Genomic DNA, 23,803 nt, shown 5'->3' with positions numbered 1-23,803 from the left:
TTTTTTGAAGTAAACACTACCTGATATTTAACATTAACTAAACAGATTGAATTGAATATTCTATGAGTAAACCAGCCGCCGAAAAACACACTCTTTCACTGAGCGAACAAGTCACCCAGACCCTTGAGGTTTATTTTGACACGCTTCAGGAACAGACGACCTGTGATCTTTATGAAATGGTCATTCATCAGGTTGAAAAACCGATGTTAGAGTTTGTCTTAGCGAAGACAGAATACAATCAAACTCAAACAGCACTCATCTTAGGCATTAACCGCAATACCTTAAGAAAGAAGATGCAGAAGTTTCAGTTAATTTAGACCTTTTGACGATTTATCCCCTATTTTTGTAGATTTTAATTTTTGGAGAAAGTTTCATGAAACCAGTACGTCGCGCATTAATTAGCGTCTCAGACAAGACCGGCATTTTAGAGTTTGCTGAGTCATTAATTGCAATGAACGTTGCTATCCTCTCAACGGGCGGCACTTTTAAGGTATTGTCAGAAGCTGGCCTAGCCGTGACAGAGGTCTCTGAATACACCGGTTTTCCAGAAATGATGGATGGACGTGTTAAAACCCTTCATCCAAAAATTCACGGTGGTCTTTTAGGTCGTCGTGGAACGGATGATTCGATTATGGCTGAACATGGCATAGATCCAATCGATATGGTCGTGGTCAACCTTTACCCATTTGAAGCGACAGTAGCCAAAGCGAACTGCTCTTTAGAAGACGCTGTTGAAAACATCGATATCGGTGGACCAACCATGTTGCGCTCTGCGGCTAAAAACCATAAAGACGTTGCTGTCGTCACCGATCCTATGGACTATGCACGAATCTTGGCTGAAATGACCAGCAATAACGGCCAACTTTCACAGACTACACGTTTTGATCTTTCGATTAAAACCTTTGAGCAAACGGCACGTTACGATGGCGCGATCGCTAACTATTTCGGAACGATGTTTAACACCGAAGAGAATGATGCTTTCCCACGTACCTACAGTTCTCAGTTTGTAAAAAAACAGTCCATGCGTTATGGTGAAAACCCTCACCAAAAAGCCGCTTTTTACACAGAGCACAATCAGAATGAAGCCTCTATTTCAACGGCTACACAACTGCAAGGTAAAGCGCTCTCTTTCAATAATATCGCGGATACGGATGCGGCTCTTGAGTTAGTTAAAACCTTTGATGAAATCGCGTGTGTGATCGTCAAGCATGCCAACCCTTGTGGTGTTTCAATTGGCGATACTCTTTTTGAAGCTTATGATCGTGCTTACAAAACCGATCCTACCTCCGCTTTTGGCGGAATTATCGCTTTCAATCGCGAGTTGGATGCCCAAACAGCACAAGCGATTGTCGATCGTCAGTTCGTTGAAGTGATTATCGCTCCAACGGTGACTGATGCAGCGCAAGCCATTATCGAAGCGAAGAAAAATCTACGCTTATTGGAATGCGGCGCACTTATCAGTCAACAGCCCGCATATGACTATAAGCGTGTCACAGGTGGATTATTGGTTCAAGACCGTGATTTAGGATCGGTCGCGGCTGATGACCTAACCGTTGTCACAAAACGAGCGCCGACCGATAAGCAGATGGCTGACCTGTTATTTGCTTGGAAAGTCGCAAAATATGTTAAATCTAATGCGATTGTTTACGTTAAAGATGGCATGACAATCGGTGTTGGTGCAGGACAAATGAGCCGTGTTTATTCTGCGAAGATCGCAGGCATTAAAGCGGCTGACGAAGGCTTAGTCGTACCAGGGTCGGTAATGGCTTCAGATGCATTCTTCCCATTCCGTGACGGAATTGATGCTGCGGCAGAAGCAGGCATTACAGCCGTGATTCACCCAGGAGGTTCCATGCGTGACCAAGAAATCATTGATGCCGCCAATGAACATGGTATTGCAATGGTGTTTACAGGAATGAGACACTTCAAACACTAGATTTTTCCGGAAGGGCTTGTTTACTCAATTTCTGCGTTGGGTAAAAGCGGCCGATGCTCACGTACTTAATGTACGCTCCGCTTCGGTTCTTTTACCCGCCTTGAACTAGAGCAAACGGCTCCTTCCTAATAATACATCTGATATTAGGATGTTCAAAAACAGAATTTAATACCCTATTTTAATAATGCTTTAGGTTATTTAGAAATGAGCTAAAGCATTATCCCAACATAGAAAGAGTAGTTAACAATGAAAGTATTAATTATTGGTGGCGGTGGCCGTGAACATGCCTTGGCTTGGAAAACCGTTCAAGCAGACACCGTTTCACAAGTCTTTGTAGCACCGGGCAATGCTGGAACAGCACTTGAAGCAAATTTAATCAATGTGAATATCGCGGCGGATGACCTACCAGGCCTGGTCGCTTTTGCAACCGAGAATACTATCGAGTTAACGATTGTTGGTCCGGAAGTTCCTTTAGTCTTGGGTGTGGTTAATGACTTTAGAGCGGCTGGCTTAAAGTGTTTTGGTCCTGATAAAGATGCCGCACAGCTTGAAGGCTCTAAAGCGTTCTCTAAAGATTTTTTAGCCAGGCACAATATCCCAACTGCGGCTTATGACGTCTTTACCGAAATCGCACCAGCACATGCTTATTTAGATAAAGTGGGCGTGCCTATTGTCATTAAAGCCGATGGATTAGCGGCTGGAAAAGGTGTTATTCTGGCGGATACGATGCAAGAAGCGAAAGATGCTGTGACAGACATGTTAGCTGGCAATAAGTTTGGCGATGCCGGTTCTCGTGTTGTTATTGAAGAATTTTTAGTCGGTGAAGAAGCCAGTTTCATTGTTATGGCAGATGGTAAAAACATCCTACCCATGGCCACCTCACAAGACCACAAAGCACGTAATAACGGTGATACAGGCCCCAATACCGGTGGCATGGGTGCTTATACGCCTGCCCCTGTGGTCACACGTGAAATTCATAATCGTATTATGAAAGAGATCATCGAACCGACCATTAAAGGCATGGCAAAGGATGGCCTACCTTATACTGGTTTTCTATACGCAGGCGTCATGATTGACCATAATGGCATCCCTAAGGTACTTGAATTCAACTGCCGTTTTGGCGACCCTGAAACGCAACCCATTATGATGCGTTTACAATCTGATCTAGCAACACTGTGCTTAGCGGCAATTGCCGGTAAGTTGGATACCGTCGCGGCTCAGTGGGACAGTCGAGCGGCGCTAGGAGTGGTGATGGCCGCTGGCGGCTATCCTGACGAATACCGAAAGGGTGATATCATTTCAGGTCTAGACAAGGCCGATGCTCCAGACCTAAAAGTTTTCCATGCTGGCACAAGTTTAAATGAAAAGGGAGAAGTGATCACCACAGGTGGACGTGTTGTCTGCGTGACAGCTTTAGGTGAAAACGTGACCGCTGCGCAAAAGCGTGCATATGAAGGCCTGAAAATGGTGACATGGGAAGAGGCATACTACCGTAATGACATTGGTCATAGAGCCGTTTCAAGAGAGCAGTAATTTTTTCATTAAGCTCTAAAACTGGACTTATAGCATCTTTAAAAGCCTCTAGCGATGAATCCGCTTGGCCGCTTTAGGGGTGCTTTTTTTTTACTCTTTTTTTATCGAACAAACTGCGGTATAGTTGAGCTCTAAATTTAATTAAAGCTGACTGAAAAGCTGAATTAAATAGTCCTTAAATGCACACATTAACGTTAGCGACACATTGGAGCCACGATGGCGATGGATACGGTTCACAACTATTATGAACGTTTGGTTTTTAATGAAATCAAAGAGCATTATGCAGATAAGATTAATGATGAAAACACGTTAGCTGATATGGCTTGTATCGCTTTAAATCGTATAGCACCGCGTTATATTCGCTACGATATTGATATGTCATTCTATATGTCTACCGATGAACATATCGAAGTAGAAAACCGCGTTTCTAAAGCGGTTAGAAAAGCTTATAAAAAAATCAAGAAAGCCGATAACATCATCGAGTAATCTCTGATTAACTTTTTCTAACTTATCCAAACAACGTTCATTAAAGTTGTCACTATGGATACAAAAAAGCCACTTACTCCTGTAGGAGTAAGTGGCTAACCTCAAAATTTCAATTTATCAACCTTCAATAAATCCCTGTCGGAATTAATTAAATTGGATTGCTCCGTCTTGCAACGTAACATGAATCGTTGACCCCGCCGGATATTCACCCTTCAGTATTTTCTGAGCTAATGGATTTTCAATACGTTGTTGAATAACGCGTTTTAATGGCCTTGCTCCAAATACTGGATCAAAACCTGCCTCGCCCAATAAGTCTAAAACAGCCTCATCCAATTCCAAGTTAATCTCAGAACCCGCTAAACGACTTCTTAAACTTTGTAACTGAATCCCAGTGATGGCACGGATCTGCGCTTTATCTAATGGGTGGAAAACAACAATATCATCAATTCGGTTAATGAACTCAGGTCTAAAATGTCCGCCAACGACTTCCATCACATCCGCTTTCATCTCTTCATAAGAAGCTTTACCGGTTTTTTCTTGGATGATTTGCGAACCTAAATTAGAGGTCATGACAATCACGGTATTCTTAAAATTGACTGTTCTCCCCTGACCATCTGTGAGACGACCATCATCCAACACCTGCAGTAGAATATTGAACACATCAGGATGCGCCTTCTCGACTTCGTCTAATAAAATAACGGAATAAGGCTTACGGCGAACCGCTTCGGTTAAATAACCACCTTGCTCATAGCCCACATACCCTGGAGGCGCCCCCACCAAACGAGACACAGAATGTTTTTCCATAAATTCCGACATATCTATTCTGACAATGGCATCCGTGGTATCAAACAAGAAATCAGCTAATGCTTTGGTCAACTCTGTTTTACCCACACCTGTAGGCCCTAAAAACAGGAAGGAGCCATTTGGACGTCCAGGCTCAGACAAGCCTGCACGAGAACGACGAATCGCATCTGACACGGCCTTAACCGCTTCATCTTGACCAATAACTTGCTTACCTAAAGCTTCTTCCATGTTTAGAAGCTTTTCACGCTCTCCTTCCAACATACGTGAGACTGGTATACCCGTCCAACGCGCGACCACTTCGGCAATTTCATCCTCAGTCACTTTATTCTTTAACAGATGCATTTCATCACCAGACTCGGCTTCACTTTCAGCCACTTCAGCGGCTTTTATTTTAGCTTCAAGATCAGGGATTTTGCCATACTGAATTTCTGACATTTTTGCCAAATCACCCGCTCTTCGAGCAGATTCTAATTCAATTTTGGCGGCTTCTAAGGCCTCTTTAAATTTTTGTGCTCCTTGTAATGCGGCTTTATCGCGTTTCCAGATCTCTTCTAAATCTGAATACTCTTTTTCAAGAGATTTGATTTCATCTTGAAGAATTCTAAGACGCTTCTTAGATGCATCGTCTTTTTCTTTCTTCAGTGCTACTTGCTCTATTTTTCGCTGTATAAGACGACGATCCAGTTTATCCATAATCTCTGGTTTCGAATCAATCTCCATACGAATTCGTGAACCCGCTTCATCAATCAGATCAATCGCCTTATCTGGCAGTTGGCGGTCGGTAATATAGCGTTGCGACAAGTGTGCCGCAGCGATAATTGCACCATCGGTAATATCGACACCGTGATGAATTTCATAACGTTCCTTTAGGCCACGTAGAATCGCAATGGTATCCTCTTCTGTAGGCTCATCAACAATGACTTTTTGAAAACGTCTTTCTAAGGCCGCATCTTTCTCAATATTTTCTCGATATTCATCCAAAGTCGTGGCACCAATAGCGTGTAATTGACCACGTGCCAATGCCGGCTTCAGCATATTACCTGCATCCATGGAGCCTTCAGTTTTACCAGCCCCAACCAATGTGTGAATTTCATCAATAAAGAGGATGACCTTGCCCTCTTCTTTTTCTAAATCTTTCAATAGTGCTTTTAGACGTTCTTCAAATTCTCCACGGTATTTTGCGCCCGCCAAAAGCGCTGCTAAATCTAAAGATAAAACTCTTTTATTCTTAATGCCTTCTGGCACTTCACCATTCACAATACGTTGTGCCAAACCTTCGACAATCGCGGTTTTACCGACGCCTGGTTCCCCTATGAGCACGGGGTTGTTTTTAGTACGGCGTTGCAACACCTGAATGGCACGACGAATTTCATCATCACGCCCGATAACAGGGTCTAATTTACCGGATTCTGCAAGCGCGGTTAAATCGACGGTATATTTTTCTAATGCCTGACGGTTCTCTTCTGCATTTTGATCGTTCACTTTTTCGCCTCCACGGACTTGTTCGATTGCATTATTAATTTGTGCGGCATTGGCGCCGGCTTTTTTAAACAGTTGTGCGGCCGTATCGTTGGTCTCTAATAAAGCGACAAAAAATAATTCACTGGCAATAAAAGCATCACCGAGCTGTTGCGCTTGCTTTTCCATGGCATTCAATAAGTTTGCCGCTGGCTGTGACAGGTGCACATTGCCCTGGCTACCAGACACTTTTGGTAAACTAGAGATTTTTTCAGCCAACGATTGACTCAAAAGGGGCACATTCACTTGTGCCAACTGCAATAGATGGCTCTGCTCACCCACTAATACTGACAATATATGAACAGGATCAATAAATTGATTATCATGGCTTATGGCTAATGTTTGCGCCTCACCGAGAACGGTCTGAAACTGCGTGGTAAATTTATCCATCATTACGGGCAAACTCCTTAAGTAAATCGTCTTAACTAAATAAAATATAAGGACAATAACTCTACATTCAAGGACAAAACTTTCTTTTCATCCCATCTTTTCTCTTAAAAAGAGCTAAACTTACTTTAAATCAAATAGCGGAACACCAGGACAAATCTTTATGTTACTTTTCGATGACCTGTTTTTTCAACTGTCTAAAATAAGTTGGGCTTTTTTAAGCCCAGGCAATTTAATCATCTTTGCATTATCACTTAGTGGGTTGCTACTGGCATTCAATAAAATACGCGCCGCTAAAATAATCTTGATTCCGAGTGCACTCATCAGTTTTATAATCATGGCTTACCCTGTCAGTGACTATTTAATGCAACCTTTAGAAGCTCGATTTACCATGCCTGAAAAATTGCCTGCCAATATTGATGGTATTATTTTGCTCGGAGGTGGTGAAGATTTAAAGCGTTCTCTCAGCTGGCAAGTGGCCGAATTAGGCATTGGCGGAGATCGTTATATTGGTGCTGCCCATTTAGCGAAACTTTATCCAAACGCGCCAGTGATATTTACCGGTGGTAGCGGTTCTTTAACCCTACAAAACAGGAGTGGTGAAGGTGCAATTGCCCGAAAAATTCTGACGACCATCGGCATCGATTCAAATCGTTTAGTTATTGAGTCCAAATCTCGTAATACCTATGAGAACTTTAAAAATACTAAACCACTACTGCCTAAACCTTCCAAGGGCAAAACAACAGGGACTTACTTTCTAGTCACCTCGGCGTTTCATATGCCACGCGCGGTAGGCGTTGCTCGACAACAAAATATCAATGTGATTCCTTACCCAGTTGATTACCACTCTAATCGCGCCACATTAAGACAATGGGATTTTGATTTGTATGATCACCTTAAATCCCTTGAACCTGCTTGGCGAGAATGGATTGGCTTAACCGTTTATTATTACACGGGCAAGACGGCTACTTGGTTTCCAAAGCCAAATGTAATCTCAAGTTAAACAATCCATCTAACCAGGCCAGGCATGCCCTGCGGCTTTAAAAAATCATGTGAGCGTAGGGTCAAGTAAGAACCCTAGCTTTTAGGCATAAAAAAACCGAGCGAAGTCTCGGTTTTTTATGTTTTTATCTGTTATTTAATTAAAAGTGATCTTAAATCACTCTTGAAAAACGATTCTCTGCCCCGGGTTTTAAATAAGCATCAAAGACCATACAGATATTACGAATCAATAGCCTTCCTTTTGCAGAAACGTATAAGTCATCCTCTGTGAGGCTAATCAATCCGTCTTCTATCATGGGTTGTAAATTGACCATCTCTTTGGCGAAATATTCTTTAAAACCAATGTTCCACTGAGCTTCAATCTTTGAGAAATTCAGATGAAAATGGCTAATTAAACCGGTAATAACATCGCGGCGTAACTCATCATCTTCACTCAACTCAACCCCTCTAAAGACCGCCAACTCACCCGCATCGATCGCCGTATAATAGTCATCTAACCCTTTACGGTTCTGTGCATAGGTATTGTTGATCAATGAAATTGAGGTCGCCCCCATACCGACTAAATCACACTCGGCATGCGTTGAATAGCCTTGAAAATTGCGATACAGGGTTTCGTTACGCTGTGCAATCGCCAGTTCATCATCGGGCTTAGCAAAGTGATCCATGCCGATATAGACATAACCGGCCTCTAAAAGACGTTCGGTCGTGGCCTGTAAAATTGCCAACTTCTCATCCGATGAAGGCATGTCGGCTTCATTCATCTTCTTCTGGGTCGGAAACATACTCGGCATATGGGCATAATTGAAGATTGAAAAACGATCCGGCTCTGCCTCCAGGACTCTATCGAGTGTGTTGATAAAACCCTTCTCCGTCTGTAACGGCAGGCCATAAATCAAATCGACATTGACTGACATAAAACCCGCTTCACGCGCACCTTCCAAGACTTCAAAGGTTTCCGCTTGGGTTTGAATACGATTGACCGCTTTCTGCACCTTAGGATCAAAATCTTGCACTCCCAAACTCATGCGATTAAAGCCGAGCTGACGCAACAATTTAACCGACTCGCGACTTGCCTCACGGGGGTCAATCTCAATAGAGTATTCACCCGAATCATCATCGTATAAATTGAAGTGTTGCCGGGTTTTATCCATCAACTGCTTCATCTCATCATTATTGATAAAGGTTGGCGTCCCTCCGCCCCAATGCAATTGCTCAACTTTTCGTTTGGGGTCAAACAACTGAGATTGCAGTTCGATTTCTTTAAACAGCCGTTGTAAATAAGGCGCCGCTTTTGAGCGGTCGCGTGTCCATACTTTGTTACAGGCACAAAAGAAACAGACCGTATCGCAAAAAGGGATATGAAAATACAGAGACAAACCACGACCAGAATCATTACTACGCTGAGCAGCCGCCTTATAATCATCTAAACCAAAGGCTTCATCAAATTGCACCGCGGTTGGATAAGAGGTGTACCGAGGTCCTGATTGGTTGTAGCGTTTAATCAATGCCTCATCAAACTGTATTTTTTGTTCCATATTGCTCGTTCCAAAATGAGAGAATGCGCAAGGATAAACCATCCTAACTTTTTAAAAGTTGACCTGTCTCAAGATTTGAGCAAGAAGTTTGTAATCGCATACGGATAAGAGGATTTTGTGAATTTTAGCCTTGAAAATGGCAATATTAAGGTTGTGCCCCCAGTCTGTTTGATGTACTTCATCGTTAAGACCCTATGAGGGGATGAGGCTACTGAATGTAGCCTCATCGTTTTAAGCTTTCGTGAATACCCAGGCCTGGTGGATTTTAGTATTGCGTTCAAAATCTCTAGGCATAGTTTGCTTAGTGATATTTTCTATCGCGACACCTTCCAGACTGGCTTCGTCCAACTTAAACTTGCGGAAGTTATTTGAGAAAATTAACTGACCGCCTGGATTTAATAATTTCATGGTTTTTTGAATAAGATCCACATGATCACGTTGTATATCCAACGTGCCTTCCATTCTTTTCGAGGTTGAGAAAGACGGAGGGTCTAAGAAAATGACATCAAACCCTTGGCTGGTCGCTTGGCTCTCCATATCCAACCAATCAATTACATCCACCTGTTTTAAGAGGTGTTGTGACTCATCGCAATCATTGAGGATTAAATTCTGTCTCGCCCAAGCTAAATAAGTTTTAGACATATCCAGACTTAAGCTGCTTTTAGCGCCTTGATTGGCAGCTTGTGCCGTCACCGTTGCGGTGTAACAGAAGAGGTTCAATAAACTTTTACGGTGTGACTTCAACGCCACAAACGCACGCACATCACGATGATCTAGAAAAATACCCGTGTCTAAATAATCCGTGAAGTTGACACGCAACTTAGTGCCATTCTCAATGATTGTATAAAACTCTTTATTCTCTTCAAGCTTCTCATATTGAGCACTGCCGCTCTGTTTTTCGCGGATTTTAAAGTTAATGCGTTCCACTGGTAGCTCAAACACGCTTGGTAGAACTGACAAGGCTTCATACAGACGTCGCTTCGCTTTCGATTTATCAATCGTTTTAGGCGCGGCATATTCATTAACCACCAACCAATCACCGCCCTCTTCGGTATGATAAAAATCAATCGACAGAGAATATTCGGGCATATCCGCATCATAAACGCGGTAGGCATTAATTTCGTGTTTTTTAGCCCATTTGCGTAATGGCTTTAAATTTTTCTTTAAACGGTTGGCGAACATAATCGCACCTTCCGATTCCGCTAAATCAGGGTAAGCGCTTTGTACACCTTCCGCTAAATCCGCACCGCCTTTAATCGCGGGTTCACGATGAAATTCTTCCGTGACGTCAAACCGAAATAACTTACACTCCATCGGTCCGTTAAAGAAATTATGGCTCCGCTTGGCTTTAAGCCCTAAATACATGCCCAACTCAGGATTACAGGTTAAGACGGCCGCTTGCCAACCTTCAAATTCATTTTTAAGAAATCTACCTAGAGCCGTATATAGGACTTTAACCTCTTCCTTTTCCCCTAAACGTTCACCATAAGGCGGATTAGTAATGACCAGGCCTGGTTGCCAGTCGCCCCAACGACGACCTTGTTCCGCTGTCATCTGCTTAACTTCGATATAGTCTGCAAAACCCGCATTCAAAATAGCTTCTTCAGCAATGTCTAAAGAACGATGCGATGCATCAGAACCAACAATTTTCGGTAAGTTATTCAAACCAAGTAGTTGACGGTTTTTGGCTTCAGCCACCAACTCTTTCCATAAATCCGCATCGTGCCCTTTCCAGGCATTGAGAATCATACGGTCATGTTTATGTAAACCTGGCGCGCCATCAGAAGCCATCAAGGCCGCCTCGACTAAAAAGGTACCTGAACCACACATAGGGTCGTAGAGCGTACCGCCTTCTTTAGCGATCGCTGGCCAGCCCGCACGCATTAACAGTGCGGCCGCCACATTCTCTTTCAAAGGGGCTTTAACCTGTTGGCCTTCACGATAACCACGTTGATGTAGGCTATAACCGATTAAATCAATGCTAAGGGTCAGTTGATTACGGTTTAAATGACCGTGGACTCGCAGGTTTGGATTCTCTGTATTAACCGATGGACGCTCATCGTTCTTGTCCATAAAGTGGTCGACGATGCCGTCTTTGATTTTAAGTGCACCAAAGTTGGTATGTTCGATGCCCATGCCTTTTCCAGAAAATGAGACCGAGAAAGTGCCATAGGAGTCCATATGATCACTCCACTCAATCTGAGCGATTTCTGTGGTCAGTTCTTCTTGGTTTTCGAGCTCAACTTCCAAAACGGTCAGAAAAATTCGATTGGCTAAACGTGACCATAAGCAAGCCCTGTAAGCGGTTTCTAAATCCGCTTCGAATGTGACTCCTCTTGGCTGTGCCTTGACATTTTCAGCCCCCAAAGACATAAGTTCTTCTCGTAATAATTCACTCAAACCACCCGCGGAGGTGGCAAAACATTTCAACATAGATCATCCAATTTTTAGCGGTGCAGGCATTTTATAATTAGGAGTAATTTTAAACTGTTTTATCTCCTTCTTTTGGTTAGTTTAGGTAGAATGTATTAATGTGATACCTAAACCTTAGCGGTTTACCCCTATTTTCAATAATACTCTAGAAAAGACCCATTAAAATGAATACATTTTTAGCGACATGCCTTGTGAGTATTTCAGTGTTTACGACACTCTCTGCTCAAGCACAAGTGACAGAAACCACACCCGTGGCTGAGATGGAACAAGACTTTCAACGTTGGTTGGTTGATTTTAAAATTCAAGCGGTTCAAGCAGGCATTTCTAGCTCAACTTTAAGTCATGCGTTTGCAGATGTGCATTTGAATCAAAAGGTTTTGGAACTAGATCGTCGACAACCAGAATTTACCAGTACTTTTTTTGAATATTATAATCGCGCAGTCTCTGACCAACGTATACAAAGTGGGGTTAAGAACCTAAAAAAACACCGTAAACTATTACACGAAGTCACACAGAAATATGGTGTTCCTGAACGTATTTTAGTGGCTTTCTGGGGTATGGAAACTAACTATGGCAGTTACACTGGCAATATACCCATCATTGAATCACTCGCCACGCTCTCTTATGATCCCCGTCGCAGAAGCTTTTTTTCGAAACAGCTCATCAATGCACTGCAAATTATTGACTTAGGTTATGTGACGCCGAAAGAGATGAAAGGTTCATGGGCGGGTGCGATGGGGCAATGCCAATTCATGCCCTCAAATTATCTAAAATATGCCGTCGATGGTGACGGCGATGGCAAAATCAATTTATGGGACAGTTTGCCTGATGCACTTTACTCTGCGGGCCACTTTTTAGAACAACTGGGTTGGCAGAAAGAACAAAATTGGGGACGCGAAGTACATTTACCAGAAGACTTTGACTATGCTTTAGCCGATGGCAAAACACAACGCAGCTTAAAAGAGTGGCAAACGTTAGGTATAAAACAAGCCAATAACCGTTCTTTGTCTACGCAGATAGATATGCCTGCGAGACTATTACTCGCCAGTGATTTTCGCGGCCCTGCTTTTTTAGTGTACGATAATTTTAAAGTGATTAAGCGTTGGAACAACTCTGATAAATACGCTATTGGCATCGGCCGCTTAGCCGATCGAATTGTCGGGAAACCGCTTTTAACCAAAAGCCAACCCAAGGATGATAAAGGGTTGAGCACTGCAGAAATGCAACAGATTCAAACCCTTCTAAATACCCTTGGGTATGATGTGGGCGAAGCCGATGGCATTGCCGGAAGCAGAACCAAAAAGGCATTACGCAACTTTCAAATAAAAAATCAACTGGCCGCGGATGGTTACCCCTCGATTAGAATGTTAAACCTTTTGCAACACACGCTCAGCGCCAATAAAGACGAAAAGTCTTAACAATCTTCCAAAAGAAGCATTTATATGTCAAACAAGCACAAATTGATGACCGAGCGTAAAACCTGTAAAACCTGTAATATGCCGGCCTATCTATTTTGGAAATTGCAAAGCCAGCTCATCAAACTGGCGCATCAGTTAAGACGTAAAAAGCTTAAAGCGGCACAACCTGAGAACCTAAATCACTAAAGCCTCTCTTCTCCTCTAAATTGCCATACTTTCTCTACTGAAGAGGCCTTAACCACACGGTTAAGCAAATTAGCACTTTATTATATTTGTATTACCAAATATAATAACCATACTCCAGCCATTTAGATGCGGTAATGTTTGAACAAGTAATCAACGATATTGCTTTTAAGTAATTAGACTTTGGCCCTAACGCCTCTTTTGATCACGCTGCTCACGCCTTGCTATAGATATTGTCAAAATATGATGTTGCAAAAAAAACCAGTGACCTACTTTAGCCTTTTTTGTAGGAGTATTCGCTACGGCCTTCTGTTTGATAAGGCTGGGGATTTAGCTTAATTCAAACCATATATTTTTGATTTTTAACACTTCTGGAGAACACCATGAAAGGTAATATAATGATGCGTTTAATCGCATTAATGATTTTAATACCAGCTGCTTTAGCACACCTTAGCGGACAAATTGATTTCACTCAACCGACTTGGTTATGGCTGACAATGGCTGCTGGTTTAAACGCATTGCAAGCATCTTTTACCGGCTGGTGTCCTGCGACGACGCTCTTTGGTAAAGATAAAATCACTGGACAATGCTGCGCTTCAGACACTACTGGCTCCTGTTGTGAACCAGTGGGCAAGGCCAGCGCTGATACTCTTATAAAAAAATCGCCAAACGAGTGCTGTGCAAATAAGGAAGAACAATCAGCATGTGACGGTCAAAACAAATAAGGAAAGTAAACATACTGAATCCATAAGCGACGCTGAGAGTGGCTCTGATGAGCTAGACATTTTGAGTCTGATAGACGGGATGGAAACGGTACAGCCACTATAATATTGATTGCAACAATAGCGATCAAAATAGACCTATCGCGAAATTGGCAGGGTATGAGGGATGGTATACCCTCCCCGGGCTGACGTTTCCGACAGTTTGTTGGACATTAAAAAGAAGGACTATGATTGAGGTATGGACTCAGAACGTCTCTCATTAACCAACAGCTGACTTGATAAAATTGATACCAAGCAATAGCCTAAAAAGTAATAGAAACCGTTTTCAAGTTGGATATGGGTTTGCAATAGACTGGAAGTATTCGCGCTGGCTTTAATGGCTAAAAAAGAGATAATCAATGCCATAACAAAGACATCTGCCATTGACCACTTGCTCAACAAAGCGCTCCATGTTGCATAACGGCCACTCCATGAAAACCTTTGCATCGCATAGGAAAATCCTAACAAACCGAGCTTTAAGGCAGGGATAACCACACTGAAAAACACAATCAAAAAAGCGACCAGTAAATTACCATCTCGCCATAACCCTTCCGCCGTGCCTAAAATACTTTTAGCGGTATCTTGAATCACCACCGATCCACTGACCTGAATCTGATTAAATACTTCCAAGGTCATCGGCATCAAAAAATTAGGAATACTCCCACTGTTTAGAATCGCTTCTTTACCCAATGCCGTCAGCTCACCTTTATCTAAAGTCGTGGTGATATGCAATACCGGTTCGGTTAATCCTGGGATCAATAATAAATACGCGCCCATTAAAAGCACTAACCCTATTTTTTGTCGAAACGGCATAACCAATCCTCTCCTAAAAATTGAATTGGTAAATTATACGCTTCTTTAACGACAATGTGATCAACCTCTATTTTAGGAGTTTAACGCGACTCCGTCTGGTTAATCTAAAAAATAGTGATAAAATTCCCCATATTCCTTTCTCTCTGAGTATAGTCGTGATAAAGCTTCTTAGCATAATAGTAACTTCCGGCATCTTTCTATCAGGTTGTACTACTTTTGGGGCCATTACTAACTCTCAAAAGACAACCGAAGCCTCTCTACCCGGCTATTCACTGCAATCCGTTATGAGCAGCAAACCACAGGGAAATGTTAGCTTATTACTGTCTTTTTCGGGAGGAGGTTCTCGCGCCGCCGCTCTTGCGTATGGTGTGCTCAAAGAACTTCGGGATACTCAGATACAACGCAATGGACACTCGTATCGACTTTTAGATGAAGTTGATGTGATCAGTTCTGTTTCAGGTGGCAGCTTTACCGCGGCCTATTACGGCCTACACGGCGACAAAACCTTCAAAAAATTTGAAAAGGTCTTTCTACGTAGAGACATCTCAACAATACTTCTAGAAAGTCTTTTTAACCCCACGCTTTGGTTCTCAACCAAAGGGCGTACGGATCGAACAATAGAATTTTATGAAACTTCTGTGTTTAAACATGCAACGTATGCAGATTTACAAAAAAAGAATGGACCACTCATTGTGATTAATGCCTCAGACTTAGGCAATGGCATCCGCTTTTCGTTTACTCAAGAATACTTTGATCTACTGTGTTCCAATATCAATGACTTTCCTATTGCTAATGCCGTCGCAGCATCCTCCTCGGTGCCGTTTATTTTTGACCCCGTTATTATTGAGAACTACCAAAACTGCAAGAATAAACAGAATGCAATGTTACTTAATTCTAAACAGACATCGCATTCCAGTCAGGAAGTGAAAGCGACCCAACAAGACCTTCATAAATACCTAAAAACCGATAAAAACTTAAAATATATTCATCTTGTGGATGGTGGAATTACAGATAATTTAGGACTACGTGCAATTTATGAAGTGATGGAACTTTCAGGAGGTGCTCAACAAATCCTCAAAAAACTCAACCGAAAACCTGTAAGTCACTTTGCCGTTATTGCCGTCAATGCCTCTACTCATTCCAGTCCAGATATTGGCAAGACCAATCAAGTTCCAAGCATAGAAAGTACGATTAATGCGGTCTCGGACATTCAACTCCATCGTTATAATGCCGCGACGATTGAACTGTTTCAAAAAGGGATGCAACGTTGGAGCCAAGAACTTTCTACGCCTGAAAAAAAGGTAACGGATTATTTTATCGAAGTGGGCTTTAGCGGCATTAAAGAACCGCTACGCAGTGACTTTTTTAATGCCATTACCAGCTCTTTTACTTTGACAAAAGATGAAGTGGACAAACTGATTGAAGCAGGCAGAATGCTACTCAGAAACCATCCCGCTTATAAAACCTTAGTGCACAACCTAAACAACTCTGTTGATTAAACATCACTCTAAGCTAAGTCGATTAATTTAAAAAACAGTGATGGTAGTATTCACATAAAGTCATATTTCTATTCTCATTCCACCTCCTAATTTTTAGCTAATTTTCATTGTTTAAATTAAGCATGAATCTAAACTTTATCTATAACCTTTGGAGCAATATTATGAAAAATGTTATGACTCACCTACTTATTCCTAGTCTATTTACAATCGGTACTTTAGGTGCCTCAACCTGCGTTTTTGCCTCAGAGCAGGAAAATTTTGCTGTACAAGATATGCAGATTACCTTAATTGAAGCCGTAAAGATTGCCGAACAGTCCACTGGCGGGAAAACAGTTAGTGCGCAATTCGAAGGTGATGACCCTCGAGCCGTATATGAAATAGAAATCGTCAATAAGCCCTTAGCTTGGGATATAAAAATAGATGCCAACACTGGCAAAATTTTGCAGCAAAAACAAGATTAATTGGGGCACAACATGAATACGAAAACAACGAACATGAGTCAAATATTACTCAACAAAGTACCTCAAGTCGTCTTACTCTTCTGGATAATTAAAATCCTATCTACAACCGTAGGTGAAACGGCCGCAGATTTTTTAGCGGTGGATTTAAATTTTGGTCTCGTCAATACTTCTTGGATCATGTTTGCCCTATTGGGATCGGCTTTGGTTTATCAAATTCGACAAGTTCAATACATTCCTTGGCTCTATTGGCTCAATGTCGTGTTGATTAGTGTAGTAGGGACATTAGTGACCGACAACCTAGTCGATAATATGGGGGTCTCTTTAGAAACCGCAACCGCTGGATTTTCGATTGCCTTATTGCTTACTTTTGGCCTTTGGTACCGCGCTGAAAAAACGCTGGATATTCAATTCATCAATACCCGAAAACGTGAACTTTATTATTGGCTAACGATTCTCTTTACCTTTGCATTAGGCACAGCGGCAGGTGATTTACTGGCGGAAAGCCTTGGATTAGGCTATGCTAATTCTTTGATCCTTTTTGGAACAGCGATAGCACTGATTGCTATTGCACATTTTAAGTGGCATTTAAACGGTATATTTAGCTTTTGGTTGGTCTATATTTTAACCCGTCCACTTGGGGCTTATTTGGGTGATTACTTATCACAAGATGTCGTAAATGGTGGGCTCGGTATCGGTGCAGCATATACCAGTGCAGGTTTCTTAACCGTGATCCTTTTAGGGGTTGTCTTTTCTACCGTAACAGCACCAAAACCCAAATTTGAATAACATCATAAGGAACACTACGATGTCTCAAAAATTTTTATTAGAGATGTCTGGTTCGCCTATTCAAACAGTACTCAGCAAAGTTCCAGAAATCACACCTGATTTCTGGATCGTCAGAATTTTTGCCACCACTCACGATAAAATCGGTGGTGATGCAGTTTCTATGTCGATGCACTTAAGCTACCTTAGAGAAAGCTCAGCATTAAAATGACTGAGTCTTTATGTCAAAATATTTTAAGTCGGTTTAAGCAATGTTACATTTTATAACTCAAATCAAAAAGTGGGCCACGAAACTGAAGTTAAATTTAGTGGCCCTTTATTATGCGACCCAGTCTAAAGAAACGCCTATCAGGGTTAAGTATTTTTCTATCCTGGTTTTGGCCTATGCACTTAGCCCAATTGATCTGATTCCAGACTTCATTCCTGTTTTAGGATATTTAGATGATTTACTCTTAGTGCCTCTTGGCATTTGGCTGGCTATAAAATGGATCCCAAAACCATTATGGCAAGATTTTCAAAACCAAGCCATTGTCTTTACCCACCAAAAACTACCTGCCTCTAAACTCGGATTATGGCTGGTGTTCTGCATTTGGGCGCTGGTCATAGTAATGACTTATGACTTCTGGATTGAATTATTCCGTTAGACTACATGTCTTAAAAGGTGGAGGATGATATGCGAATTTTGTTAGTTGAAGATGATTCTATGCTCGCCGAAGCATTGGTCATTGCCTTAAAACAGGCCGCTTACGCAGTCGATTGGGTTAAAAATGGTGAAGCAGCATTATTGACTTTAAGCACACAAAATTATCAAGCCATTTTATTAGATTTAGGTTTGCCGAAACAAGATGGCTTTAGCGTTTTACGCCAAATTCGCCTGCAAGGACTCAAACTGCCTATTTTGATTCTAACGGCACGTGATGGTTTGGAAAATCGCATTCAAGGATTAGACTTGGGAGCAGATGACTATGTCATTAAACCCTTTCACATGCAAGAGTTATTAGCACGGTTACGAGCCAGCTTACGCCGCCAAACAGGACAGGTTGTACCGCTGCTAAGCGTGGGGAGATTGCAACTTAACCCCAGTAATTTTGAAGCCTGCTGGCAGGACACGTGTCAAGTTTTAACCGCCAAAGAATTTGCATTGTTACAAACCCTTATACGCCAGCCAGGCCGCATTTTTTCTCGTTCTGAGTTAGAGGATCACCTCTATGGTTGGAATGAGGAAGTCGAAAGCAATGCGATTGATTTTTTAATCCATGCCCTGCGTAAAAAGTTAAACGCCAGTGTGATTAAAAATGTCCGCGGCGCTGGTTGGCTGGTGCCAAAGGAAAATTTAACCTAGATGTTAAACGCTAAAAGTTCGATGCCCTCTATTCGTAAACGCCTAACTGTTTTATTGCTCATCAGCATTCTGTTAGCGAGCAGCTTCGCTTCAATGACCGTTTTTTATTTTGCTTATCAAGAAGCACAAGAATTTCAAGATGACACTCTGCGCCAAATTGGGCTCCTTAATGCACAAAATACGGGTGTTCTGCATAAAAAAGTCGGAACTGACCATGAATATGCCTTAGAGGTTTGGCAATTAAACAGTCACGCATTGCCTATCTGGTTAAATTCCAAGTTGACTCCTGGCTTTCATGAAATTCAAAATGGTGAAACTCGCTACCGTCTATGGGTGAGTGACCTTCAAGCTCAGCCTCGTTTAGTGGTGGCGCAACCAACGGCAGAAAGAGATGAACTTGCGTTAAACAGTGCCTTACGAACGCTCTTTCCCATGTTATTGCTCTTGCCGATCACCCTGGGCGTTTTTATTTGGGGGTTAAATCGTGAATTACGTTCAGTTGAAAAATTGTCAAATCAAATTGATCAACAACTCAGCCATCAAGTGCCAGAAGCTTTGCCTGAGCTAGATATCCCACAAGAATTAAGTCATTTCATCTCAGCGATTAACCGTCTATTGGCACGCCTTCATCAAGCTTTTATTCAGCAAAAACGCTTTACCGCAGATGCGGCTCATGAGTTGAGAACACCTTTAGCTGCTTTATCATTGCAGGTTCAAAACTTGGAACATGCTAAAACAGTGCCTGAAATGCATGAACGTTTAGTCCCGCTTAAAGCGGGGGTAAACCGTAGCATTCGCTTAACGGAGCAACTACTGGATATTAATCGCATGCAAAGTGTGGCACTGATTAAACGACCTTTACCTTTGGCGCCCTTATTACGAGATTGCATTGGTTTGTATTTCCCAGCTGCCGATGAAAAGTCGATAGAATTATCTTTAGAGGTTGACGAGGCGTTGAGCGTTGAAACCCATCTAGAAGCCTTAAGCTTAATCGTATGTAATGCCTTGGACAATGCGATTAAATACAGTGCATCAAACACCCATATCAGTATTACAGCTACCCAAGATGGACCATGCTGGGAGATTAAAATTGAAGATCAAGGCCCCGGAATTAATGAACAACAATTACAAAACGTATTTGAGGCATTTACACGAGCTACCGAAACGGAAGTATCTGGGACAGGCCTGGGCCTGGGCATGGCCATTGCCAAATCAGCGGCGGAGCAAACAGGAGGCAAAATATTCCTCATGAATGCTCCATCGAATAGTGGATTAATCTTCCTCTATCAACAGACGATAAACCCTAAAGGTTAAAACCCGAGCTAGAGACTATTCATCTGCTTGTTTTAATATTTTTTCTTTTTTAGGCTTAAGAAAGAATTCTGATAACAATAATAAAATTGCGCCTGCGGTAATGGCCATATCAGCGACATTGAATGTGGCATAATGCCAACTTTCAATGTAGAAATCGATAAAATCTGTCACTCGCCCTTCTAAGAATCGATCTATAACATTTCCGACGGCACCTCCTAAGACTAAGTTAATTCCCCAGACTTCAACCGTTAATAATTTAGGCAGTTTTCTTAACCATAGGATTAATACAGTACTTACGACTAATGCCAAACCGCCAAAAACCCAACGTTGCCAACCGCCCATTTCGGCTAAGAAGCTAAAAGCCGCACCATCGTTATAAGCCAATGTCCAATTCAAATAAGGCATCACGGCAACGGGTTCTGCAAAGGTTAAAGTCGAAACGGCCCAAAACTTCGTTAACTGATCAAACACTATGATCAAAATCGCTATCCACAGTGAATTGAGTGCCGTAGCCGTCATTTTATTATCAGACATAATCTTTCCATTTTGATTTCATTTAATTTCGCCTACAAAAAAGCACGAATACTCCAGGTTAAAGAATCTCTAAAACCTTTATATCTCCGTGCCTAAAATAACAATGGTCTATAGCAATACAGATTACCCCTAAAACACGTCTGTTCAATACGAAAGGTGAGTTTACAGCTTGTAAACGTCTTTTTTCAATGCAGAACAGGCGTGTTTTAGACGCGATATGTGCTCTCTATTAGGCGAAGTGGCGAATTTCTCCATCCCCATCGACGTTTTCGACACAACGTGTACAGAGTTCAGGATGCGCGACTGTCTGGCCGACCGTTTCACTATGATGCCAACAACGTGCACACTTCGGTGCTTCTGCTGCGCCCGCTTCAATCCAAAGACCTGGCATTTCTGACTCTAAAGCAGCAGTAGATTTTTCGGACAAAGGCTTCAATGTCGCCGCAGAAGTAATCAATACAAAACGTAATTCGTCTTCTAATTGAGAAAGCTTAGCGAACAGAGTGTCTTCACAATACAATGTGACTTCTGCCGTTAGCGAACCTTTAATGACTTTATCTGCTCGTAACTGCTCAAGCTGTTTTGCCACTGCAGAACGTACTGAAATCATCTCGTTCCAGTAATCAGAATTAAGCGCCGTTGACTCGTCTAACACTGTTAAACCTTCATACCAAGTTGCAACAAAAACAGTCGATGGGCGTTCACCAGGAATCACTTCCCATAACTCTTCTGCAGTAAAGCTCAAGATAGGTGCAATCCAACGCGTCATTGCTTCAATAATATGATACAAAGCCGTTTGTGCAGAGCGACGTGCTAAGCCATCGGTCTTGCAAGTGTACTGACGATCTTTAATGACATCTAAATAAAACGCGCCCAATTCAACTGAACAGAAGTGTGTGACATTTTGATAAATATTATGGAAGTTGTAACTGTCGTAAGACTCGATGATCTCTTTTTGCAGCTTCGCAGTATGCCCAATGACCCACTTATCGAGCGGTAACAGATTTTCATAAGCAACCATATCGGTCGCTGGATTAAAGCCATTGATATTCGCCAGTAAGAAACGTGCGGTATTACGAATTCGACGGTAAGCATCCGCCGTACGGCTGATGATTTCATCCGAGACAGTCATCTCATAACGATAATCCGCAGCCGAAATCCACAGGCGTAAAATATCGGCACCTAAAGTATTCGAAATCTTCTGAGGTGCAACGACATTACCCTTAGACTTAGACATTTTCTTGCCGTCTTTATCGACGGTAAAACCATGTGTTAAGACTTGTTTATAAGGTGCTTTGCCGTCTAATGCTAATGAGGATAACAGCGACGATTGGAACCAACCACGATGTTGATCAGAGCCTTCTAAATACAGATCTGCTGGCGCTGATAACTCTTCACGCTGATTCAGAACCGTATAGTGTGAAATCCCCGAATCGAACCAAACATCTAAGATGTCAGTGACTTGCTCATAGTCGTCGGCTTCCGCCCCCAGCATCGCATCCATATCCAAATCATACCAAGCATCAATCGAGCTGACCTCAACGAGTTTGGCCACTTCTTCCATCAACTCAACGGTACGGGGATGCATATCACCCGTCACTTTATGGACGAAGATGGCGATTGGCACCCCCCAGAAACGCTGACGAGAGATACACCAGTCCGGGCGACCTTCAATCATGCCTTCAATACGGTTTTGGCCCCATTCAGGAATCCATTGAACTTTCTTGATTTCCGCCAAAGCAAGATCACTTAATCCGCCTTCGCTCATGCTGATAAACCACTGAGGAGTGGTACGGAAAATCAATGGCGTTTTAGTCCGCCAGCAATGCGGGTAACTGTGCTCAATGACTTCAATGTGCAATAACGCCTTGTGCTCTTTTAACACTTCAATAACGTGATCATCAACTTTTAGAACATTCTCACCTTCAAACAAAGGCGTCCCAGCCACAAAGTTACCCGAGCCATCTACTGGACAATCAACGTCTAGATCATATTTCAGACCGACCGCGAAATCTTCTTGACCATGACCTGGCGCAGTATGCACACAACCGGTACCGGCTTCTGTGGTGACATGATCCCCTAAAATTAATGGCACAATACGATCGTAAAATGGGTGCTGTAAACGGATTAAATCAAACTCTGATCCCGGACCGTATGCAATCACGCGATATTTATCGAACCCCCATTTATCCATAGAGTCTTTAATCATCGCTTCAGCGATAAACAGACGCTCTGGACCTTGTTCGCCTTCCACCTGTACGACGGCATATTCTAATTCAGGATTGATAGAAACCGCTTGGTTAGCCGGTAAAGTCCAAGGTGTCGTTGTCCAAATAACCACAGATAAAGGACCTTCACCTAAATGGTCTTCCACATGGTGGCAGCGCGCAAAAAAGGCTTTATCATCAATGACGGGAAAACGCACATCAATCGATTTAGAACGTTTATTCTCATATTCAACTTCCGCTTCTGCCAATGCGGTATGCGCACCGACACTCCAGTAAACGGGTTTAGTGCCCTTAACCAAGTGTCCGTTAGCTACAATTTTAGACAAGGCACGAATTTCATTGGCTTCAAAAGCAAAATCTTTAGTTAGATACGGATTGTCCCAATCGGCCAAAATTCCGAGACGCTGGAAATCCGCCATCTGGCCATCAACCTGTTTCTGTGCGTAAATACGGCACTCTTCGCGGAACTCAGTCGCTCCAATCTTTTGGCCGACCTTACCTTTTTTCTTTTCAACATTCAGTTCAATCGGCAGACCATGACAATCCCAACCTGGCACCAACGGTGCATCAAAGCCACTAAGACCTTTTGATTTAACAATCATGTCTTTTAGCACTTTATTGACGGCATGACCAATGTGAATATCACCATTTGCATACGGAGGTCCGTCATGCAAAATAAACTTTGGACGGCCTTTCATGTGCGCACGAACCGTTTGATATAACGATTCTGATTGCCATTTGGCAACTTGAGCAGGCTCACGGTTTGGCAGGCTTCCACGCATTGGAAAATCTGTTTCAGGCAAGTTTAAGGTTGGTTTATAGTCTGTCATGTG

At 42.4% G+C, this 23,803-nt stretch carries 20 protein-coding genes and 1 pseudogene; 15 read left to right on the top strand and 6 right to left on the bottom strand.

The window, feature by feature from the left end:
- Positions 1-62 precede the first annotated feature (62 nt).
- From F612_RS0110280 to F612_RS0110265, 4 genes are all read left to right on the top strand, one after another.
- Positions 63-317: a helix-turn-helix domain-containing protein gene (locus F612_RS0110280; protein WP_019557688.1), complete on the top strand. Its 255-nt coding sequence runs from the start codon at positions 63-65 to the stop codon at positions 315-317.
- A 56-nt stretch (positions 318-373) separates the two neighbouring features.
- Positions 374-1,936, top strand: a complete 1,563-nt coding sequence (gene purH / locus F612_RS0110275; RefSeq protein WP_019557687.1) for a bifunctional phosphoribosylaminoimidazolecarboxamide formyltransferase/IMP cyclohydrolase — start codon at positions 374-376, stop codon at positions 1,934-1,936.
- Positions 1,937-2,182: 246 nt separating this feature from the next.
- Positions 2,183-3,469, top strand: coding sequence for a phosphoribosylamine--glycine ligase (gene purD, locus F612_RS0110270; protein WP_019557686.1), 1,287 nt, complete (start codon positions 2,183-2,185; stop codon positions 3,467-3,469).
- 216 nt (positions 3,470-3,685) lie between these two features.
- The gene (locus F612_RS0110265; protein ID WP_019557685.1) at positions 3,686-3,955 is read left to right on the top strand and encodes a late competence development ComFB family protein; all 270 of its coding nucleotides are present in this window, start codon (positions 3,686-3,688) and stop codon (positions 3,953-3,955) included.
- 144 nt (positions 3,956-4,099) lie between these two features.
- Here the strand turns inward: F612_RS0110265 and clpB are convergent, their stop codons facing one another.
- Positions 4,100-6,670, bottom strand: coding sequence for an ATP-dependent chaperone ClpB (gene clpB / locus F612_RS0110260; protein ID WP_019557684.1), 2,571 nt, complete (start codon positions 6,668-6,670; stop codon positions 4,100-4,102).
- 157 nt (positions 6,671-6,827) lie between these two features.
- Here clpB and F612_RS0110255 point away from each other — a divergent pair, with 157 nt between their 5' ends.
- Positions 6,828-7,667 carry a YdcF family protein gene (locus tag F612_RS0110255; RefSeq protein ID WP_019557683.1) on the top strand — a complete coding sequence of 280 codons (840 nt, stop codon included), beginning with the start codon at positions 6,828-6,830 and terminating at the stop codon, positions 7,665-7,667.
- A 151-nt stretch (positions 7,668-7,818) separates the two neighbouring features.
- On the opposite strand, the gene hemN is transcribed toward F612_RS0110255, so the two are convergent.
- Positions 7,819-9,201: an oxygen-independent coproporphyrinogen III oxidase gene (hemN, locus tag F612_RS0110250; protein WP_019557682.1), complete on the bottom strand. Its 1,383-nt coding sequence runs from the start codon at positions 9,199-9,201 to the stop codon at positions 7,819-7,821.
- A 231-nt stretch (positions 9,202-9,432) separates the two neighbouring features.
- The gene (gene rlmKL / locus F612_RS0110245) at positions 9,433-11,634 is read right to left on the bottom strand and encodes a bifunctional 23S rRNA (guanine(2069)-N(7))-methyltransferase RlmK/23S rRNA (guanine(2445)-N(2))-methyltransferase RlmL (protein WP_019557681.1); all 2,202 of its coding nucleotides are present in this window, start codon (positions 11,632-11,634) and stop codon (positions 9,433-9,435) included.
- Positions 11,635-11,798: 164 nt separating this feature from the next.
- Between rlmKL and F612_RS0110240 the strand changes: the two genes are divergently transcribed.
- The 3 genes from F612_RS0110240 to F612_RS13150 all read left to right on the top strand — a co-directional run bounded on the left by F612_RS0110240 (position 11,799) and on the right by F612_RS13150 (position 13,960).
- Complete coding sequence (locus F612_RS0110240; protein WP_019557680.1) at positions 11,799-13,052, top strand: lytic murein transglycosylase; 1,254 nt, start codon at positions 11,799-11,801, stop codon at positions 13,050-13,052.
- A gap of 24 nt (positions 13,053-13,076) precedes the next feature.
- On the top strand, positions 13,077-13,238 hold the full coding sequence (locus tag F612_RS13235; protein WP_019557679.1) for a hypothetical protein: 162 nt from the start codon (positions 13,077-13,079) through the stop codon (positions 13,236-13,238).
- A gap of 380 nt (positions 13,239-13,618) precedes the next feature.
- The gene (locus tag F612_RS13150; RefSeq protein WP_019557678.1) at positions 13,619-13,960 is read left to right on the top strand and encodes a YgaP family membrane protein; all 342 of its coding nucleotides are present in this window, start codon (positions 13,619-13,621) and stop codon (positions 13,958-13,960) included.
- A 222-nt stretch (positions 13,961-14,182) separates the two neighbouring features.
- On the opposite strand, the gene F612_RS0110225 is transcribed toward F612_RS13150, so the two are convergent.
- Positions 14,183-14,809 carry a paraquat-inducible protein A gene (locus tag F612_RS0110225; RefSeq protein WP_019557677.1) on the bottom strand — a complete coding sequence of 209 codons (627 nt, stop codon included), beginning with the start codon at positions 14,807-14,809 and terminating at the stop codon, positions 14,183-14,185.
- Positions 14,810-15,093: 284 nt separating this feature from the next.
- On the opposite strand from F612_RS0110225, the gene F612_RS0110220 reads away from it, so the two are divergent.
- From F612_RS0110220 to F612_RS0110190, 7 genes and pseudogenes are all read left to right on the top strand, one after another.
- The gene (locus F612_RS0110220; protein ID WP_019557676.1) at positions 15,094-16,308 is read left to right on the top strand and encodes a patatin-like phospholipase family protein; all 1,215 of its coding nucleotides are present in this window, start codon (positions 15,094-15,096) and stop codon (positions 16,306-16,308) included.
- 161 nt (positions 16,309-16,469) lie between these two features.
- Complete coding sequence (locus F612_RS12590; RefSeq protein ID WP_019557675.1) at positions 16,470-16,769, top strand: PepSY domain-containing protein; 300 nt, start codon at positions 16,470-16,472, stop codon at positions 16,767-16,769.
- Positions 16,770-16,781: 12 nt separating this feature from the next.
- Positions 16,782-17,555, top strand: coding sequence for a COG4705 family protein (locus tag F612_RS0110210; RefSeq protein ID WP_019557674.1), 774 nt, complete (start codon positions 16,782-16,784; stop codon positions 17,553-17,555).
- 19 nt (positions 17,556-17,574) lie between these two features.
- The gene (locus tag F612_RS0110205; protein WP_019557673.1) at positions 17,575-17,763 is read left to right on the top strand and encodes a hypothetical protein; all 189 of its coding nucleotides are present in this window, start codon (positions 17,575-17,577) and stop codon (positions 17,761-17,763) included.
- A 163-nt stretch (positions 17,764-17,926) separates the two neighbouring features.
- Positions 17,927-18,029: pseudogene (locus F612_RS13420) on the top strand (YkvA family protein); the annotation flags it as partial.
- Positions 18,030-18,225: 196 nt separating this feature from the next.
- Complete coding sequence (locus F612_RS0110195; RefSeq protein WP_019557671.1) at positions 18,226-18,894, top strand: response regulator transcription factor; 669 nt, start codon at positions 18,226-18,228, stop codon at positions 18,892-18,894.
- Positions 18,895-20,208, top strand: coding sequence for an ATP-binding protein (locus tag F612_RS0110190; protein ID WP_019557670.1), 1,314 nt, complete (start codon positions 18,895-18,897; stop codon positions 20,206-20,208).
- A 15-nt stretch (positions 20,209-20,223) separates the two neighbouring features.
- On the opposite strand, the gene lspA is transcribed toward F612_RS0110190, so the two are convergent.
- Together lspA and ileS are read right to left on the bottom strand one after the other, a co-directional pair.
- A complete protein-coding gene (gene lspA, locus F612_RS0110185) occupies positions 20,224-20,742 on the bottom strand; it encodes a signal peptidase II (RefSeq protein WP_019557669.1) in 519 nt (172 codons plus the stop codon).
- A 229-nt stretch (positions 20,743-20,971) separates the two neighbouring features.
- Entirely contained in the window at positions 20,972-23,800 is a 2,829-nt protein-coding gene (gene ileS, locus F612_RS0110180; RefSeq protein ID WP_019557668.1) for an isoleucine--tRNA ligase, read from the bottom strand.
- Positions 23,801-23,803: the final 3 nt, after the last annotated feature.

This window comes from Thiomicrorhabdus arctica DSM 13458, from assembly GCF_000381085.1.
Classification (GTDB): Bacteria; Pseudomonadota; Gammaproteobacteria; order Thiomicrospirales; family Thiomicrospiraceae; genus Thiomicrorhabdus; species Thiomicrorhabdus arctica.
This window is presented reverse-complemented; position numbering and strand designations above follow the sequence as displayed.

Coding starts and splice junctions, on each gene's coding strand:
- F612_RS0110280 (WP_019557688.1), top strand. CDS start 63: ATGAGTAAACCAGCCGCCGAAAAACACACTCTTTCACTGAGCGAACAA.
- purH (WP_019557687.1), top strand. CDS start 374: ATGAAACCAGTACGTCGCGCATTAATTAGCGTCTCAGACAAGACCGGC.
- purD (WP_019557686.1), top strand. CDS start 2,183: ATGAAAGTATTAATTATTGGTGGCGGTGGCCGTGAACATGCCTTGGCT.
- F612_RS0110265 (WP_019557685.1), top strand. CDS start 3,686: ATGGCGATGGATACGGTTCACAACTATTATGAACGTTTGGTTTTTAAT.
- clpB (WP_019557684.1), bottom strand. CDS start 6,670: ATGATGGATAAATTTACCACGCAGTTTCAGACCGTTCTCGGTGAGGCG.
- F612_RS0110255 (WP_019557683.1), top strand. CDS start 6,828: ATGTTACTTTTCGATGACCTGTTTTTTCAACTGTCTAAAATAAGTTGG.
- hemN (WP_019557682.1), bottom strand. CDS start 9,201: ATGGAACAAAAAATACAGTTTGATGAGGCATTGATTAAACGCTACAAC.
- rlmKL (WP_019557681.1), bottom strand. CDS start 11,634: ATGTTGAAATGTTTTGCCACCTCCGCGGGTGGTTTGAGTGAATTATTA.
- F612_RS0110240 (WP_019557680.1), top strand. CDS start 11,799: ATGAATACATTTTTAGCGACATGCCTTGTGAGTATTTCAGTGTTTACG.
- F612_RS13235 (WP_019557679.1), top strand. CDS start 13,077: ATGTCAAACAAGCACAAATTGATGACCGAGCGTAAAACCTGTAAAACC.
- F612_RS13150 (WP_019557678.1), top strand. CDS start 13,619: ATGAAAGGTAATATAATGATGCGTTTAATCGCATTAATGATTTTAATA.
- F612_RS0110225 (WP_019557677.1), bottom strand. CDS start 14,809: ATGCCGTTTCGACAAAAAATAGGGTTAGTGCTTTTAATGGGCGCGTAT.
- F612_RS0110220 (WP_019557676.1), top strand. CDS start 15,094: ATGAGCAGCAAACCACAGGGAAATGTTAGCTTATTACTGTCTTTTTCG.
- F612_RS12590 (WP_019557675.1), top strand. CDS start 16,470: ATGAAAAATGTTATGACTCACCTACTTATTCCTAGTCTATTTACAATC.
- F612_RS0110210 (WP_019557674.1), top strand. CDS start 16,782: ATGAATACGAAAACAACGAACATGAGTCAAATATTACTCAACAAAGTA.
- F612_RS0110205 (WP_019557673.1), top strand. CDS start 17,575: ATGTCTCAAAAATTTTTATTAGAGATGTCTGGTTCGCCTATTCAAACA.
- F612_RS0110195 (WP_019557671.1), top strand. CDS start 18,226: ATGCGAATTTTGTTAGTTGAAGATGATTCTATGCTCGCCGAAGCATTG.
- F612_RS0110190 (WP_019557670.1), top strand. CDS start 18,895: ATGTTAAACGCTAAAAGTTCGATGCCCTCTATTCGTAAACGCCTAACT.
- lspA (WP_019557669.1), bottom strand. CDS start 20,742: ATGTCTGATAATAAAATGACGGCTACGGCACTCAATTCACTGTGGATA.
- ileS (WP_019557668.1), bottom strand. CDS start 23,800: ATGACAGACTATAAACCAACCTTAAACTTGCCTGAAACAGATTTTCCA.